General features: G+C 45.0%; 13 protein-coding genes and 2 pseudogenes. 11 read left to right on the top strand and 4 right to left on the bottom strand.

Going from position 1 to position 16,676, the window contains the following annotated elements; all coding sequences use genetic code 11:
* Positions 1 to 19 precede the first annotated feature (19 nt).
* The 6 genes from cdaA (at position 20) to ACTHRH_RS21925 (ending at position 8,533) form a co-directional block, all read left to right on the top strand.
* Positions 20 to 844, top strand: a complete 825-nt coding sequence (gene cdaA / locus ACTHRH_RS21950; RefSeq protein ID WP_144941914.1) for a diadenylate cyclase CdaA — start codon at positions 20 to 22, stop codon at positions 842 to 844.
* The gene (locus ACTHRH_RS21945; RefSeq protein WP_144941911.1) at positions 837 to 2,066 is read left to right on the top strand and encodes a CdaR family protein; all 1,230 of its coding nucleotides are present in this window, start codon (positions 837 to 839) and stop codon (positions 2,064 to 2,066) included. Before cdaA ends, ACTHRH_RS21945 begins: the two co-directional genes overlap by 8 nt.
* A 49-nt stretch (positions 2,067 to 2,115) precedes the next feature.
* Positions 2,116 to 3,456, top strand: a complete 1,341-nt coding sequence (glmM, locus tag ACTHRH_RS21940; protein ID WP_144941909.1) for a phosphoglucosamine mutase — start codon at positions 2,116 to 2,118, stop codon at positions 3,454 to 3,456.
* An 865-nt stretch (positions 3,457 to 4,321) separates the two neighbouring features.
* Entirely contained in the window at positions 4,322 to 6,151 is a 1,830-nt protein-coding gene (gene glmS, locus ACTHRH_RS21935; RefSeq protein WP_379289566.1) for a glutamine--fructose-6-phosphate transaminase (isomerizing), read from the top strand.
* A 569-nt stretch (positions 6,152 to 6,720) separates the two neighbouring features.
* Positions 6,721 to 7,386 carry an alanine--tRNA ligase-related protein gene (locus ACTHRH_RS21930; protein WP_379289568.1) on the top strand — a complete coding sequence of 222 codons (666 nt, stop codon included), beginning with the start codon at positions 6,721 to 6,723 and terminating at the stop codon, positions 7,384 to 7,386.
* Positions 7,352 to 8,533, top strand: coding sequence for an alanine--tRNA ligase-related protein (locus tag ACTHRH_RS21925; RefSeq protein ID WP_379289570.1), 1,182 nt, complete (start codon positions 7,352 to 7,354; stop codon positions 8,531 to 8,533). The genes ACTHRH_RS21930 and ACTHRH_RS21925 overlap by 35 nt, the downstream gene beginning before the upstream one ends.
* A gap of 709 nt (positions 8,534 to 9,242) precedes the next feature.
* Here the strand turns inward: ACTHRH_RS21925 and ACTHRH_RS21920 are convergent.
* Positions 9,243 to 9,716, bottom strand: a complete 474-nt coding sequence (locus ACTHRH_RS21920; protein WP_440417658.1) for a DUF5381 family protein — start codon at positions 9,714 to 9,716, stop codon at positions 9,243 to 9,245.
* Between the two features lie 559 nt (positions 9,717 to 10,275).
* Between ACTHRH_RS21920 and ACTHRH_RS21915 the strand changes: the two genes are divergently transcribed.
* From ACTHRH_RS21915 to ACTHRH_RS21905, 3 genes and pseudogenes are all read left to right on the top strand, one after another.
* Entirely contained in the window at positions 10,276 to 10,842 is a 567-nt protein-coding gene (locus tag ACTHRH_RS21915; RefSeq protein ID WP_440417656.1) for a PadR family transcriptional regulator, read from the top strand.
* A complete protein-coding gene (locus ACTHRH_RS21910) occupies positions 10,843 to 11,826 on the top strand; it encodes a BtrH N-terminal domain-containing protein (protein ID WP_440417654.1) in 984 nt (327 codons plus the stop codon).
* A gap of 110 nt (positions 11,827 to 11,936) precedes the next feature.
* Positions 11,937 to 12,204, top strand: a pseudogene (locus ACTHRH_RS21905) (DapH/DapD/GlmU-related protein); the annotation flags it as partial.
* A 21-nt stretch (positions 12,205 to 12,225) separates the two neighbouring features.
* Here ACTHRH_RS21905 and ACTHRH_RS21900 read toward each other — a convergent pair.
* The 3 genes from ACTHRH_RS21900 to ACTHRH_RS21890 form a co-directional block, all read right to left on the bottom strand.
* The gene (locus ACTHRH_RS21900) at positions 12,226 to 13,704 is read right to left on the bottom strand and encodes an MFS transporter (protein WP_150959913.1); all 1,479 of its coding nucleotides are present in this window, start codon (positions 13,702 to 13,704) and stop codon (positions 12,226 to 12,228) included.
* A 117-nt stretch (positions 13,705 to 13,821) separates the two neighbouring features.
* Entirely contained in the window at positions 13,822 to 14,838 is a 1,017-nt protein-coding gene (locus tag ACTHRH_RS21895; RefSeq protein WP_379289576.1) for a serine hydrolase domain-containing protein, read from the bottom strand.
* A gap of 38 nt (positions 14,839 to 14,876) precedes the next feature.
* Positions 14,877 to 15,701, bottom strand: coding sequence for a MerR family transcriptional regulator (locus ACTHRH_RS21890; RefSeq protein WP_144941931.1), 825 nt, complete (start codon positions 15,699 to 15,701; stop codon positions 14,877 to 14,879).
* A gap of 247 nt (positions 15,702 to 15,948) precedes the next feature.
* Between ACTHRH_RS21890 and ACTHRH_RS21885 the strand changes: the two are divergent.
* Both ACTHRH_RS21885 and ACTHRH_RS21880 read left to right on the top strand, forming a co-directional pair.
* A pseudogene (locus ACTHRH_RS21885) lies at positions 15,949 to 16,082 on the top strand (iron chaperone); the annotation flags it as partial.
* Positions 16,083 to 16,144: 62 nt separating this feature from the next.
* On the top strand, positions 16,145 to 16,576 hold the full coding sequence (locus tag ACTHRH_RS21880; protein WP_440417666.1) for an aminoacyl-tRNA deacylase: 432 nt from the start codon (positions 16,145 to 16,147) through the stop codon (positions 16,574 to 16,576).
* Positions 16,577 to 16,676: the final 100 nt, after the last annotated feature.

The raw sequence follows: 16,676 nt of genomic DNA, 5'->3' as shown, positions 1-16,676 counted from the left end.
TTCCAATGGGGGAACGCTAATGGATTACTTTACCGACCTAACGCTCAAAGATTCCATTAAAGATATAGTCGATATAACGATTGTAAGCTACGTAATTTATAAATTAATTCTCCTTCTTCGGGGCACGCGTGCGATTCAACTGTTGAAAGGGATTATCGTGGTGTTCATTGCCTGGGGCATTAGTCTCTGGTTTCAGTTGAACACTCTGCAGTGGATGATGAATCAGATGTTTACGTTCGGGGTGATGGGCGTTCTGATCATTTTCCAGCCTGAGCTTCGACGCGCCTTGGAGCAGTTGGGCCGCGGGAAGCTGTTCAGCCGTTCATCGAACGAGGAGAATCAGGAGATTAACCGAATCATCAGCGAGATCATGAAGACCATCATGAATTTATCCCGCAGGCGGATCGGCGCTTTAATCGTGTTCGAAAGACAGACGGGATTGAACGAATATATCGAGTCCGGGACACGGGTCGAATCGGAAATCAGTGCCGAGCTGCTGATTAACATTTTCATTCCGAATACCCCCCTGCATGATGGCGCAGTAATTATTCGCGGAAGCCGGCTTATGGCGGCGGGATGCTATCTGCCGCTTTCTGAAAATCCGTTTATAAGCAAGGAATTGGGTACCCGGCACCGGGCGGCGATAGGAATGAGTGAAGTCTCGGATGCGATCAGTGTTGTCGTGTCGGAGGAGACGGGCCAGATCTCGCTTGCCCTTAACGGTCTGGTCGTGAGAGATATCAAGGAGGAGTCGCTGATCTCCAAACTGTACGAGGAGTTAAAGACACCGGCTAAAGCCAAGAGGGGCTCCTTCTGGAAATGGGGGCGGAAGCAGAATGGATAAATGGCTGAGAAATAATACCGTCGTTAAAATCATCGCCCTTCTGCTCGGAGTACTGTTATGGGCTGTTGTACGCAGCATCGATGTGCAGAGCCCCGGTGGATCGGTAAGCAATCTGACCGGTGATTTAAGATACAACAATGTGAAAATTGAAGCGGAATATGATGAAAGCCAATATAAGGTTTCCTTGATAGATCCTTCGGAAGTCGCCGTTATCCTCAGAGGGAAGCCCTCGGATTTGAAGAAGGCCTCTATCAAATCCTTCAAGGTCAAGGCGGATTTGACCAAATATTCGTCCGGAACGTACACCGTCTTCCTTCATTCTTCGGGCCTGCCGGATAACGTAACCGCGGAGATTATTCCCCAAGCGGTCAGAGTGGTCATCGAAGAGAAGCAAATGAAAGAAGTGGATGTTATAATAACTCCTGTAGGGATACCTGCAGAAGGGTTTAAAGTGGGGAATCCCATTGTCTCCCCGAGCCGTGTATATGTAACCGTGCCTGAAAGTCGTCTGGACGATGTCGATTCGGCGCGGGCCGAAGTCAACGTGGACGGAGCCAACTCATCAGTGAGCAAGCAGGTTACATTAACGGTATACGACAAGGACGGGAATCCGATGGACGATCTCGAGGTAAGCCCGCGAGTAGTGGATGTGGAGGTTCCGGTGACCAGTCCGTTCAAGCTGATGCCTCTGCAGATCAAGCTTGTCGGCCAGCCGGATCCGGGATATAGCGTGTTGTCGGTGAAGCAGAGCGTAGAGCAGGTTACGGTATTCGCTCCTCAAGAGGTCCTGGACCAGATGGAATTTTACGAAGGACCGCAGATCGATTTGACGGGCATGCACGAGTCCAAAACGATAACGCTCGATCTTGTTCCGAAAGCCCAGATCATTAATCTCAATCCGACGAAAGTGGAGGTTGCGGTGGAAATCGCCCCTTCGGCGACACGGACCTTTACCAATCACAAGATAGAGATAGTTGGAGTCGGGGACAACCTGGTCGCTAATCTGGTGACTCCGGAAACCGGAAAGCTGGATGTCACGCTGGAAGGAGCGCCCGAGCTGCTCAATCAGATGAAAGCAGCGGACCTGCAAGCTGTTGTCGATGTCAGCAATCTTCCGCCGGGTCAATACGAATTGCCGATTAACTTGAATTTGCCGCCTTTCATTAAGAAAGCTGCAGAACAGCAGGAAATCAAGGCAACGGTTGAAGTTAAAGAAAAGTAGCAAGTGAAGGAAGAAACATTAATTAAGCTAATAAGAGGAGAAATTATATATGGGGAAATATTTTGGCACGGACGGAGTCCGGGGGATTGCGAATGAAGAGCTTACCCCGGAGCTAGCCTACAAGATTGGCCGCTGCGGAGGTTTCGTACTCGCGGGGCAGGTGAACCGTCCTAAAGTACTGATCGGCCGGGATACACGCATTTCCGGCCCTATGCTGGAGGCTGCATTGGTTGCCGGTTTGCTCTCTATCGGAGCGGATGTAATTAGGCTTGGTGTGATTACAACACCGGGGGTCGCGTATTTGACCCGCAAGCTTAAGGCGGACGCCGGGGTCATGATCTCGGCATCTCATAATCCGGTTGAGGACAACGGGATTAAGTTCTTCGGCGGTGATGGCTTCAAGCTGTCCGATGAGACGGAGCTCGAAATTGAGAAGCTGCTGGAAGCCGGGGAAGACCAGCTCCCCCGGCCGACGGGGGCGAATGTGGGCACCGTTACGGATGATGAGGAAGCTAAATATGAGTATTCCAACTATATTAAGACAACTGTCAAATCGTCCTTCTCCAGTTTGAAGATCGTATTGGATTGCGCCCATGGCGCAGCTTATGAGCTGGCGCCCAAGATTTTCCGGGAGCTGGGGGCAGAGGTAATCAGCATCGGAGATGCGCCTAACGGAGTGAATATCAACGACCGGTGCGGCTCCACCCACCCTGAAGCGCTGGCTGCGGAAGTTCTGCGTCACGGTGCCGATCTAGGCTTGTCCTTCGACGGGGACGCCGATCGCCTTATTGCCATTGATGATAAGGGCGAAGAGGTGGATGGAGATTATATACTGACGATAATCGGCGAAGCGATGAAGCTGGATGGCCGATTGAAGCAAAATACGGTGGTAACTACCGTGATGAGCAATCTGGGCTTCTTCAAAGCGGCCAGAGAGCTTGGATTCAATACAGCACAGACGGCTGTCGGGGACCGCTATGTGATGGAGGAAATGCGCAAGGGCGGTTACAACATCGGCGGCGAGCAGTCCGGCCATATCATTCTGTTGGACTACAATACGACCGGAGATGGAATGCTGTCCGCTCTGCAGCTTGTGGATACCGTTATTCAATCAGGCAAAAAATTAAGCGAGTTAAAGCTTAAGATGCAGAAATTCCCTCAGGTGCTGATCAATGTGAAGGTAACGGACAAGAGCAAGCTGGCTGGGAATGAGTCTATTGCACAAGCCATTCAAGAGGTGGAGGCGAAGCTCGGAGAAGACGGCCGGGTTCTGGTTCGTCCCTCCGGTACCGAGGCGCTGGTGCGGGTCATGGTAGAAGGTCCGGATAAAGCTCTGATTGAGGACTACGGCAACCAAATTGCGGAGGTCATCCGTAAGGAGTTATGTTAGTTTTAATTGATTTTATTAAGATCCAGGTCTAATCCAATATACTTATAAAGACAAGATCAGCCTTGCTGCGAGTCTAAGGGACCTATTCCCGGGCCGCGCAGGGCTTTTTTTGACTGTGGATTCCTACTAAGCATAAAAAACCGTTAATCCATCATCACGACCTAAATAGAGCTATGACTACGCAAGGGATGGATACGAGTAACGTAGATGCTTTCTACCACAGTGTGATCTCTGCATCCCCAAAGTCCTACTTGAGCTGAATACGAGTGACCCGATATTTTTGTCTAAATGAGACTATAGGACAATAGAAGTAAGAAATGAATCCAAAGTAGAGTATGGGACGAGAAAAATTAGATGCTGTGAGACATGGACAAAGCTTCGGAAACATGGGGAATAGGCGGTTAATCTATTTAATAATTTTGGTGGAAAAGGCGGATAATTAGCTGCGACTAATCTACCGTTTTTTCAATAATTTTGTTAAGAGAGTTGCTTTGGGACACAAAAATCAATATTATGTATATTAGATTTTTTACTCATATGTAGAAAGGTGGGCAGAAGCAGCAATTTCAATAGCGCCAGAACTTGTGCAGGCTGCGGAGATTCCCGGGATCATCTTAATGATTCAGGGGATAAAGCCGGCAAGTTGACGAGGTGAAGGTGTTCGAAGTTTTCGGCGGGGACCTTCCGGCAGCCATCAACTGCCGTAAGTTGGACGGCAAACCATCCGGGTGACCGGGTGAACAAGAGTCCATCTTGATTCCATAGTGAAGGCAAGGCGAGGATGCGAGAATCGCACCCTCTAGCTTAAGCTATGCATTCTTTGACAATCGTCAGAAGACGAACATATCGAGAGGGGATCTTATTTATGTGCGGAATTGTAGGATACATTGGAGATCGGAATTCGCAAACCATTTTGCTGGACGGCCTTAAGAAGCTGGAGTACCGGGGGTACGATTCTGCAGGCGTAGCTGTCTTTACCTCGAACGGACTGGAGGTGAAGAAGGCGAAGGGGCGTCTGGCCGTATTGGAATCCCGGCTGCAGGAAGATCCTCTGAATGGGAGCGTGGGAATCGGACACACCCGATGGGCCACTCATGGGAAGCCCTCAGATGTTAATTCTCACCCCCATACCGACAATGCGATGAAATTTTCCGTCGTTCATAACGGTATTATTGAAAATTATCTCTCTTTGAAAGAAGAACTGATCGGTAAAGGACATCGTTTTGTCTCCGAGACGGATACGGAAGTTATTTCCCATCTGATTGCTGAGTTATATGATGGCGATATTGTCCGGACGGTGCAGAAGGCGGTCCAACGTCTTCGCGGAGCGTATGCTCTTGGAGTAATTACGGAATACGAACCGGATAAGCTGGTGGCAGTCCGGCAAGCGAGCCCATTGATTATTGGCGTCGGCCAAGGAGAGAATTTTATTGGCTCGGATATCCCCGCTGTCTTGGCATACACTCGGGATATTTACATTTTGAACGATGGGGAAATGGCCGTTTTGACGAGAGATGATGTCGAATTAATGACTTTAGAGGGAGATATTATTTCCCGGGAATTATTTTATGTCGATTGGGACATCGCCACTGCGGAAAAAGGCGGATACGATCACTTCATGCTGAAGGAAATCCACGAGCAGCCCAAAGCTTATCGGGACACGATGGGAAGCCGGATTAATGCTGATGGAAGTAAGATTGTGCTTGATGAAATCCGGATGACTGAGGATCAAATCCGAAGCATTCGTAATATTCATGTAGTCGCATGCGGAACGGCCTATCATGCCGGTTTGGTTGGAAAATCCGTGATTGAACGGCTGGCTCGAGTTCCGGTAGAGGCTGATGTAGCATCGGAATATCGTTATCGCTCTCCCATTATTACGAAGGATACGCTGGTTGTAGTGGTGAGCCAATCGGGGGAAACAGCCGATACGCTGGCCGCCCTACGGGAGGCCAAAAGACAAGGAGCCCGGGTACTGGCCATTACCAATGTGGTCGGCAGCTCCGTTGCCAGAGAAGCAGATGACGTGATCATCACATGGGCGGGACCGGAAATCGCCGTTGCTTCAACGAAAGCTTATACTTCCCAATTAATTGCTTTCTATCTGTTCGGATTATACTTAGCCGAGGTGTTGGGTACAATTGAGGCGGCAGATCTTCGCAAGACGATAGCGGCATTACAAGAGCTGCCGGAGCAGGTTGAGAATATTCTTCAACAATCCGCTAAGATGGAGTCATTTGCGAAGCAAATTGCGGCTCATAATAGCTTATTCTTCATTGGCCGAGGTCTCGATTTTGCTATTGCCCAGGAAGGGTCCTTGAAATTGAAGGAAATTTCTTACATTCATTCAGAAGCCTACGCTGCCGGCGAGCTTAAGCATGGAACGCTGGCCTTGATCGAGGAAGGAGTCCCGGTAATCGCTCTGGCTGCGCAGGAGGAACTGCTGGAGAAGACATTAAGCAATATCAAGGAAGTTAAAGCCAGAGGGGCTTATGTCATCGGAATTGGGCTGGAGGGAAATGAAGAGCTGTCTGAATTCGTGGATGCCGCCATCTACCTGCCAAGAACCCTATCCCTGTTGACGCCTGCCCTCTCGGTTATTCCGCTTCAACTGCTGGCCTACTACGCATCCTTGGCCAAAGGAAACGATGTAGATAAGCCCCGCAATCTCGCCAAGAGTGTGACAGTGGAGTGAGATAGAGTTGATCGAAGGAAAATTCTGTCCGGTGAAAATAAAGTATTTTCTTAGTGCTTAGGTTAAGATAAGTCCCCTGTTTAAGCACTACATGCTACCCGCGTACGTTCTTTAATTGGTGATTGGAAATGGAATATAATGAGGAGGACGTAGCCAAAGCGAAGGCGCGGGAGCGTTCTTTTTATTGAACTAACGGGCAGTTTACGTTAATTACGAGTGGGTTTTTCGAGTATTATGCAGGTTGCTAATATACACGATTGACATCTGAATTCTAACTGGCTACAATAACAATAATTAGGAAATGATACAAATGAAATCAATGAATGAACAAAATATGCTACGTTTCGTTCAGAGAGGGAAGTTTTGGTGTGAAATCCTACGAAACTTAGTATGTTGCCGGTTCAGGAGTGCGGTTAATGCCCGCCGGTTTGACTCGTTATAGTCAACAAGAGCTGATTGTTTCGCTATGCGCGAGGACAATAACTTGGGTGGTACCGCGATTAAAATCGTCCCAATATTTGGGGCGGTTTTTTTGTTGTAAAAAATCGGAATGGAACGGGGTAATATTGATGAAATTGTATACATCCGATGAAATTAGAACGAAGTTTATTCGGTTTTTCCAAGCCAAGGGTCATGAAGTCATTTCAAGTGCTTCTGTTATACCCGATAACGATCCAACAGTTCTGTTTACGACAGCTGGGATGCACCCCCTGATACCGTATTTGCTTGGAGAAAAGCATCCTTCTGGAACGAGGCTAACTAATATTCAGAAATGCATACGTACTGTTGACATCGACGAAGTCGGTGATGATACCCATTGCACCTTTTTTGAAATGATGGGCAACTGGTCACTGGGAGATTATTTCAAGCAAGAATCGATTGCGTGGAGTTGGGAGTTCGTCACATCCCCCGAATGGCTCGCAATTCCCAAGCAAAAAATTGCGGTTACCGTGTTCGAAGGGGATGCTGATGCTCCTCGTGATCAGGAGTCGTATGACATTTGGCGTGAATTAGGTCAAGATGAGAAAGAAATTTTCTTCCTACCCAAAGCCGATAATTGGTGGGGCCCAGCAGGTCAAACAGGTCCTTGCGGTCCTGATACAGAAATTTTCATCATTTCGGATAAAGAACGTTGTGGTCCTTCCTGTTCACCAGCCTGCGGTTGTGGGCGTTATATCGAATTCTGGAACAAATGTCTTCTTGCAATACAACAAAAGGGCAGATGGCCAGTTTGAGCCGCTTGATCAAAGAAACATCGATACGGGAATGGGCTTAGAGAGAGTATTAATTGCATTGAATGGCGGAACTGTCTACGATAGTGATCTATTTACTTCGATATTCGCTCAAATTGCAGCATTGTCGGAGGCGACATATGTAGATCAGCCCAAAGCGTATCGAATCGTTGCGGATCATACCCGGACGGCCGTATTTATCCTGGGTGATACGTATGGCGTTACCCCGTCTAATGTCGACCAAGGATACGTACTGCGCAGATTAATTCGTCGGGCTCTTCGATTCGCAATGGAATTGGGTATTCAGGAAGGCAATTTGGCAAATGTCGCTAACGCAGTAATTGAGAAATACGAGCTCATATATCCGGAATTGCAAAGGAACCGCGATAAGATTATTAGGGAGTTCCAAGCGGAAGAAGCACGTTTTCAGAAAACACTCTCGCAGGGACTTCGTGAGTTCGACAAGCTTACGATTTCGTTGGAGAATGATCAACTAGATGGCAGAGCAGCATTCAAACTTTACGATACGTACGGGTTCCCCATCGAACTGACGATGGAACTGGCAAAAGAGCGTTCTATCGTCATCGATCTGGAAGGATTTAAAGAAAATTTTCAGAAGCATAGAGAATTATCCCAAGCTGGAGCAGCCCAAAAGTTTAAAGGCGGCTTAGCGGATCATTCTACGCATACAGCTAATTTGCATACGGCAACTCATCTTCTACATGCTGCATTGCGAAAGGTGCTCGGCGAAGAGGTAGCACAAAAGGGCAGCAATATAACGGCTGGGAGGCTGCGTTTTGATTTTTCTTTCCATCGCAAAATGACGGTAGAGGAAATCGCGGCAACCGAGAGGCTTGTCAACGAAGCGATTGCCGAGGGCGTTGAAATTATCTCCGAAGAGATGACACTGGAAGAAGCGCAGAACACAGGGGCTATTGGGTTATTCGAGAGTAAGTATGGTCAAAAGGTAAAGGTGTATTCGATGGGGAAATTCTCTAAAGAGATATGTGGCGGTCCTCATGCAGCGAATACGGCAGACCTCGGTACTTTTAAAATTGTTAAGGAAGAGAGCTCGTCGTCCAGCGTTAGGAGGATAAAAGCAATACTTGAAAGCACTGATGCTTTACGCTACCCCGAAAATCACTCTTAGCAGAGACCTGAAAATGGCAGCACGAAACTAAGCCCAGCTTTAATGGTTTTTAAAAACTGTGCTTGCTTGGTCGTATAGGAATTAGAACGTTAAGAGGCTTGTGGGGCAGATAACGCAACCTGAAAACCAAGATTCTCGAGTCTTCGTACGGCTTGTCCCACAATCGCTTCTTGCTGTCGTTGCTCAAAGTAATGGCTGCCTAAATCTTTGTAATCCTCTTTACGTGTGAGAAGATAATACACAAACTTATTTTTTAAAAGCTGGGCGATTCTCCAAGTCACAAACTCGCGCCAGATCTGAAACTCCAGTCTAATACTTTGTTTTCACTGAGCAAATTTGCCTTCAACTTCTAAACACTCACGGGGAGCGCAAGTTCAGTTCTCCTCATTTTATGCGAAAAAGAGGGTGCTCCGCATGTCCGGCACCTTCTTTTTTCCCAGCTCGATAAATTTTGTATAGAGGGCCATCGCTTTCGTGTCGGCTACTTGGGGTAGAAAATGCCACAAAACTTATAAAAGATGGACAGAGGATTCGAGTGGACGGTACGAAAGGCTATGTGGAAATATTGGAATCATGACATGAACTTCAAATTCACGCATTAACCGAGCTTTGTAGTCATGGGAGGCATACTGGCTGACAATTTGCTCGGCTTTTCTATTTGGAGCAGGGGTCGGAAATAGGGAGGCTTTGCTGTATCGGAGCGTTCTATCTATTTCGTTTCCTTTCCGTTACGGCTGATCAGCCCCCGCAGGCGCTTCATGACAGACTGAATTTCGGTATCGGTCAACAAATAATACGTATTTACAGTCCAGGTCTCTCTGTTTTTCAAATGAAATATCAGCACTGGTAATTTCGGAAGCAGCCACTTCCGAATGGAAGGGCCGCTGTAGCTGATGCTTGTAATCTCCGCCCAGGCTACGGTCCGCGTACCATCTGAAATGGAATTTTGATCGTAGGTCAGCAACCGCGTGTCTGATTTCAACGCCTTTGGCAAGCTGACAACCAAATATCCTCCAAAAAACGGAATCCCTATTATGGCTGATGTGATACAAAAAAACTTACGAATAAAGGAAGTGTCCATAAAAAAAGCTGCGTACAGCAGAAACAGGCAGGTCAGCACAAACAGTAAACTGCCAAGTGCTTTGCCCCATGCCACGGGTTTCCGATAAGATATCGAGTTCATGATCAACCGCCTTCCTGAAATTATTTGAACAGTCCGCTAATCCAGCGAATCGCGAAATTTGCGCGTAGCGGGAGATAGATATCGCTTCTTATGCCATACGATTTGAAAGTTGCGCTGACAAACGGGGAACTCCATATGCAGCAACCTCATCGAGGAGTCCGGGCCGCCGCAATTCCCAACGTCATGTGCGCCATCCGGGCCGCCGTTCGAAAATACCTCAACTGCAGCAGCTCCATACGTATCTCCCACCCATATACCTGAGTATATAATGACTATGTTTAAATATAAATTTTTGTTTTTATAAGGAATGTAAATTAAGGCATGTAAGGAAGGCAATAAGCTTTGGGTAAAAAATACCGCATTGGGCAGAGTGGGGAGCTCACCGCCAGGAAAGCAACAGTTCAGCAACAAAGCGGAGAAAATTGATTCGGATTCTCAGCTAACATTTTTTAAAAAACGTAAGCTTAGCTAAGAGGTTGTCATTTTCATTTATTAATTGATTTTAATATTACACTTGTGTAATATTACGATATAGTACAATAAAGTGAAAGGATATTTTATGGAAATCACTAACGTTGAATTAATGCTTTTACAGATTATTTATGAACAGAAGAAGGTTTCTGGTTATGAAATTAATCAGTTAATAAAAGAACGAGGATATAGAGATTGGGGAGATATCGGTACTACATCTATTTATGTCGGTTTAAAAAAATTAAGTGAAAAGCAACTGGTAAATTCCTATTTAGATGAAAGAAAACAAGGTAAAGGACCAATGCCAAGGAAATTTAAAGTAACAGATAATGGTGTAAAAATACTTAAACAGAATACTCTGGAATCTCTATCATCTTCACGGGAAAGAGATAATAGATTCGATTTAGCTCTTGCGGGTATTCCATTCTTAACTACTGAGGAAGTTGTGGCAGCATTTCAAAAAAGAAAAGAGTTTCTTTCCGAGGTTGCTAAAAACATAAATAAAAAATTTGAATCTCAAGGCGGATCAAGACTACCTTTTCACGTCCAAGCTTTATTCAAACACCCACTTTTATTAATTAAAAATGAAATTGAATTTATGGATATCTTAATAACGGATTTTTTGAAAAAAAATGACGATAAGGAGGAAGGATAAATGTTTATACAAAATTTCTCGCCTTTTTCAGGCCAACACTGTGAAACGACTGCTACCGGAAATTTGATAAAAAGATTAGGAATTGAAATGTCTGAAGCGATGCTGTTTGGTATTGGTGAAGGATTTGGTTATATATATTGGGACATGAAAAATATGGATTTTCCGTTTCTTGGAGGAAGGATTAAACCGGATCTTCTTACCCATAACATTGTAAATAATTTAAATCTCCAAATGGATGTACAAGAAACTTCTTCCTCCAAAAAAGCGTGGGAAAATGTTAAACAGAACATAGATAAAGGAATAATTGTAGGATTGAAGCTTGACAGTTATTACTTAGATTATTTCACTAATAAGGTACATTTTGCCGGTCATTATGTGGCTATGTATGGATATGACGATAGTTTTGCCTACCTAGTTGATACAGGACAACAGGGTAGTATGGTAAAAACAAGTCTTGAACATTTGGCAATGGCAAGAAACGCAAAAGGCCCGATGTCTTCAAGAAATCTATCTTATACCATTAAGAAAAAAGGGGCTGAACCCAATTTAAAGGATGTGATTACAAAAGCAATCAAGAATAACGCTATTGATTATATTAATCCTCCTATAAAAAATTTGGGCTATAAAGGTATTAAGAAAACAAGTGTAGAGATTAAAAAATGGTTTGAGAGAAGTAAAAATATTGAAGGTGACTTAGTATTAACAGCTACTCTAATGGAGCGTGGAGGAACCGGAGGATCTCTCTTTAGAAACATATACAGGGATTTCTTAAAAGAATGTTTGATTATATTAGATAATGCTACTTTACAAAATGCATATAATCTCTTTACCGAAATTGCGCTTATGTGGGAGAAAGTATCCAAGCTTATTAGAAAGGCTGGAGAAACTCATGAATTACTATACTTAAATCAGGCTTCTGATATACTTTTGGAGTTATCAAGCAAAGAATATGAAGCAATGAATCATCTGTCAAGAATCAGTTGAGCGAGAAGTCAAAGAGGGACTACGGGGGCTAGGGGTAAAATTTGGACTTGTTTATGGGGCTTAATCTCTTTTAGTTGAATGGGCGTCGTGGAAATCCACAGGAGAATGATGATAATGTATTGATCGGTATGAATGTCACTATTGCCACACTTAATCATGGGTTATCCTTGGAAACAAGAAACACAACGTTTCCCTCTCCAGTCGTAATCGGCAAAAATGTATGGATTGGGTCACGCAACAATATTACCTGGTGTGACTATTGGCGACAACTCTGTAGTTGCAGCAGGGGCCGTTGTCACCAAGGATGCTCCGGAAAATACGGTTGTTGCAGGAGTGCCGGCTAAAGTTGTCAAAGAAATTAATAATCATTTGGAGTAATTTCAAGCTTTAGTTTTTAAATTATTTTTCCTTGCCTGCCTCTTCAATCTTCTCTTCAATCTTGTGTTTTTCTTCTCCCCACCAAAGCACATGCTCCGTATCTTCAATGACTTCTTTGATTTCATGCTTTTCCGCAACGGCGGGTGGGGAACCACGGAGAGGTTTACCCGATGTATTTTTTAGAAATAGGGTAACAACGACAATACCAATTAGAGAAGCGAATAATAAATAATATGCCGGTATAAATTCATTGGCGGTCGTATTAATCAGCCAGGAAATCAGTAAAGGCGCCGTGCCTCCAAATAACGAAGCGGAAATATTGTAGGCCACCGCCAAGCCGCCGTACCTGACTTCTGTAAAAAACAGCGATGGTAATTGTGAAGTCATGGTCCCTTTAATGCCGGCCAGGAGCACACCAAGAATCAACAGTCCAAAGAAAATTGACCAATTATTGCCGCTTCCAATTAATATGAATGATGGAATAGACAACAAAATAATACCGGTCAAACTGGCCTGAATGATCCGTTTATTTCCGACTCGGTCACCCAAATATCCTATAAATAATACAATAGGGATCATAATAAACATAACAATTATTATTAACAGGAGTCCTTTAGTTTCTTCATAGCCTAATACCGCCGTTAAGTGGGAGGGCATATAGGTTAAAACCGTATAATCCGTTACATTATAGAAGAAAACCAGGACCAAACACATCAGCAGCGATCGTCGATGAAACTGAAACAGTTCTTTCATGGAGACATGCTTTTCTTTTCCCGTTTCCTCTTTCTTCTCTTCCATCGCTGTAAAGGCGGGTGATTCCTCGAGATGGTTTCGAAAATACAGGCCTATGATTCCGATTGGTCCGGCAATCAGGAACGGCACTCTCCAGCCCCAATCAAGCATCGTTTCGGATCCCAAAGCATAGGTAAGTGCCGTAACCAACCCCGCACCACCAATGTATCCGACCAGAGTCCCCACTTCCAACCCGCTTGCCATAAACCCGCGTTTTTTATCCGGTGCAGATTCCGCAATAAAGGTCATAGCCCCGGCATATTCCCCGCCTGTAGAAAACCCTTGTACCAATCTTGCGCACAGCAATAAAATCGGCGCAGCAATTCCAATGGACGCATAACTTGGGATAAGTCCGATACTGAATGTTGAGATGGCCATCATAATTAATGTGACAGCCAAAATCTTCTTACGTCCTAGCCGGTCACCCAGCATTCCAAAGAACATTCCGCCAATAGGCCGTATAAGAAAGGCAACCGCAAACGTACCAAAGCTAAATACCAACTGAGTGGATTCACTTATACCCGAGTAAAACACTTTCCCGATGATTACAACCAAATAAGAATAAATGCCAAAATCAAACCATTCCATGGCATTGCCTAATGCGGTAGCCACCACGGCCTTTTTCGCAATATCTGTGTCTACAACCGTAATATCATCTTTATGAAATTTATATTTTTTTCGTTTGTTCTTTTCTTTTTTTCGATCCATTGGCGGGAATCCTCCTTAAACACCCCCTTAGTATTTCCCCGCCCCCATAAGTTTTAAACCAGAATTTTGAAAGCCCATAATGAGAGGTGTGCTGCCCCCGTTTATGAGAAAGAACTGTTATAAAGCCGGAAGAATCCATTCCTTGATCAATGTCCACCTGTCCCGAGGATTCATGGTGAATTCCGATGCTATGGCTATGACAAGCTCTTGTTCCGGAAGACAGCAGATCACATTGCCGCCATCGCCTATCGCCGAATATGCAGAAACACCGTCCTCTTCGCGTAACCACCATAGATAACCGTAGTTATTGGGATTCATCGAAGTCGATTCGTTAATCCATGCCTCGGAAATAATCTGACGATGTTCCCAGAAACCTCTGTTCAAATATAGAAAACCGAAACGCGCCATATCACGGGGAGTCAGTGTAAGTCCCCATCCGCCAGTGGAGTGGCCCTGAGGGTCATGAACCCAGCCTTTCACATTGCTCCCGAACAAATCATCGAACCCGAATGCTTTCATTTCATGCTCCGGGATTTCTTTCATGCCGATGGGTTTAAATAAATGCTCGTTGGCAAACTCGCGGGCGCTCCGGCCGGTGCTGCGAGTGAGGATGGCCGAAAGTAAATGTGCCCCTGCAGTAGAATACTTGAAATCGCCAAGCTTTCCTTGTTGGCCCAGCATATCAAGGGTATACTTTACCCAATCAGGCTGCATGCACATCTTGTCCAGTGGTTCCTGCCAGTCCTGAAACGGATAGGGAGCCGTCATCGTGAGAAGATGGCGCAGGGTCACTTCCCCTTTAAGCGGATCAGCAGCTTTGGGAGCATATTCGGGGAAGAAATCGAGCACCTTCTGGTCAACGCTTGTGATATCACCATTATCTATGGCAATGCCAATAAGAGCCGATATAATACTTTTCGTTACAGATGCCACATGATGCGCATCATCCGGGCCACAGCCATTATAATACCGCTCGAAAGCGATAGATCCGTTCCTCACAACCACCATGCCGTTTATATTGCTGTAATCGGACTGGATTACAGACTCGAGCTCCGAGAGCTTGTTGGGATCCATTCCCAAGACGGCGGGATCTTCGGTATGCCATTGCGCAGTTGGCCAGTAATTTGTGTGCATTCTAAATTCCTCCCCTGAATGGAATGTGAATTCCATCGCTATTTTTTCTTAACAGGAAAATATACCTCTGTAACCATATCCTCAGGAACGGCGGCTTGATTGGGGTCGGTGACATATACTTCGTAGGGTGATCCCACCAATTCATATCCCTTACTATGGATCCATTCCATCAGCTTGGCATATACCGATGTCAGTTCGGAATAGGAGCCCTTTAGAACGGACTTCGCACAAAGACCTCCGGGCATATCTCTCGTTCCCTTGACCGGTTCCGCTATCGGGATGGCGAATTCGGTATCGTTGCCGGCAGGATTGTATTCAGGACTGTGGTAAATCGTCATAGGTTTACCGAGCAAGGTAAGTTTTTCGGTAGCGATCTTTTCATAGAGCCTGCTAAAAAACGTTTCATAACCTGCGGCATAGTCATCACTGCTCATCATCTGACGTCTATACAGAATATTCATTGGCCGGGTTTCGACAAGTTCTACTTCTATATGGTCAAGGTGCGACATCATCGGAATGCCCTTCTGCAAATTTAAAATATCTTCGTTCATTTGTTTAAGGGTGTATTCCAAAGCATTCAGCTTTTCCTGTATCTCTCTTGTCTTGCGATTAAGGACGGAACACAGCTTCTCTTCGGATTGATCCTCTTCCCATTCCAGAATGACTTTGATTTCTTCCAGGGAGAAATGATAAGATTTTAAACGGTTGATAAAGATCATCTTTTTAAGCTGCTTGATGGAATAATACCGATAACCATTCTCCGGGTTAATCTCATCGGGGTGGATCAATCCAATTTCATCATAATACCTCAGCGTTTTTGCAGACACACCGCATATCTTTGAGAATTCTCCAATCGAAAGCAAAACGTCACCTCCATTCTTCATATTTTATAGGGTCTGCATGGTTTAAGCATCAATATTTGATCAAATCAACCGTACACCTTACCCTAAGGGTAAAGTCAACGGCAAAAAATTAAAACTATTCAATACCGCTGCCAGGCTGTGGTTCTCTATAAGAGGACGAAGAATCTTACAGATGATCTTGAGGCAGATATGATGCGCTTCTCAGTGAATATCGAGATTTAAAGAGGCGTGTAATTTCGGAGGAAGAAAATTTCCAAATTTAATGCCGATCGTTAGGTGGAATCAGCTATGTTTACCGATCACGGCATATTTATTATCGGCTTTAGCGTAGCCAAACATCATCTGGCTGTCTCCCCTGAAAGCACAGGAATTAATCATTTCTGACGAAATTATGAATAAGAGAGGGATTCCAATTGGACTATAATAGAAAGATCAAGGAATATATGCAACATAAAAAGATCAATGCAGAACATCTTGAATTGAATGAGTCTTGCCACACCGTAGAGGAAGCTGCTAAGGCTGTCAACGGCGCAGTAGACGAGTTTGTTAAAAATATTTGTATGATGGATGACGACGGCCGCTTAATTGTAGCAATTGTCAAAGGTGAGGATAGAGCAAGTACGTCCAGGGTAGGCAAAGCTTTAAACATAGCCCGGCCTAGATTGGCGGAAGAAGACGAAGTTTTCAAAGGTACGGGTTATCCAGCCGGAGGGGTTCCATCTTTTGGCTATGACGCGATCTTCTTGATTGACCCGAAAGTAACCGAGCTAGAGTATGTATACACAGGCGGAGGCTCTATCCATTCATTGGTAAAAATAAAAGTGAGCGAGTTAATGCAAGCCAATCAGGGGATGGTAGCCAGAGTAAGAAAATGATTATTCGTAAAGTGAATTCCATATTTTGGGAATAATCATTTTCAGAAGGAGAAGGGTACAAGTAGTGAGAATAGGATTTTTCAGTTATTGGCGATGTTAG

The organism is Paenibacillus sp. SAFN-117 (assembly GCF_051966115.1).
Classification (GTDB): domain Bacteria; phylum Bacillota; class Bacilli; order Paenibacillales; family NBRC-103111; genus Paenibacillus_L; species Paenibacillus_L residui.
This window is presented reverse-complemented; position numbering and strand designations above follow the sequence as displayed.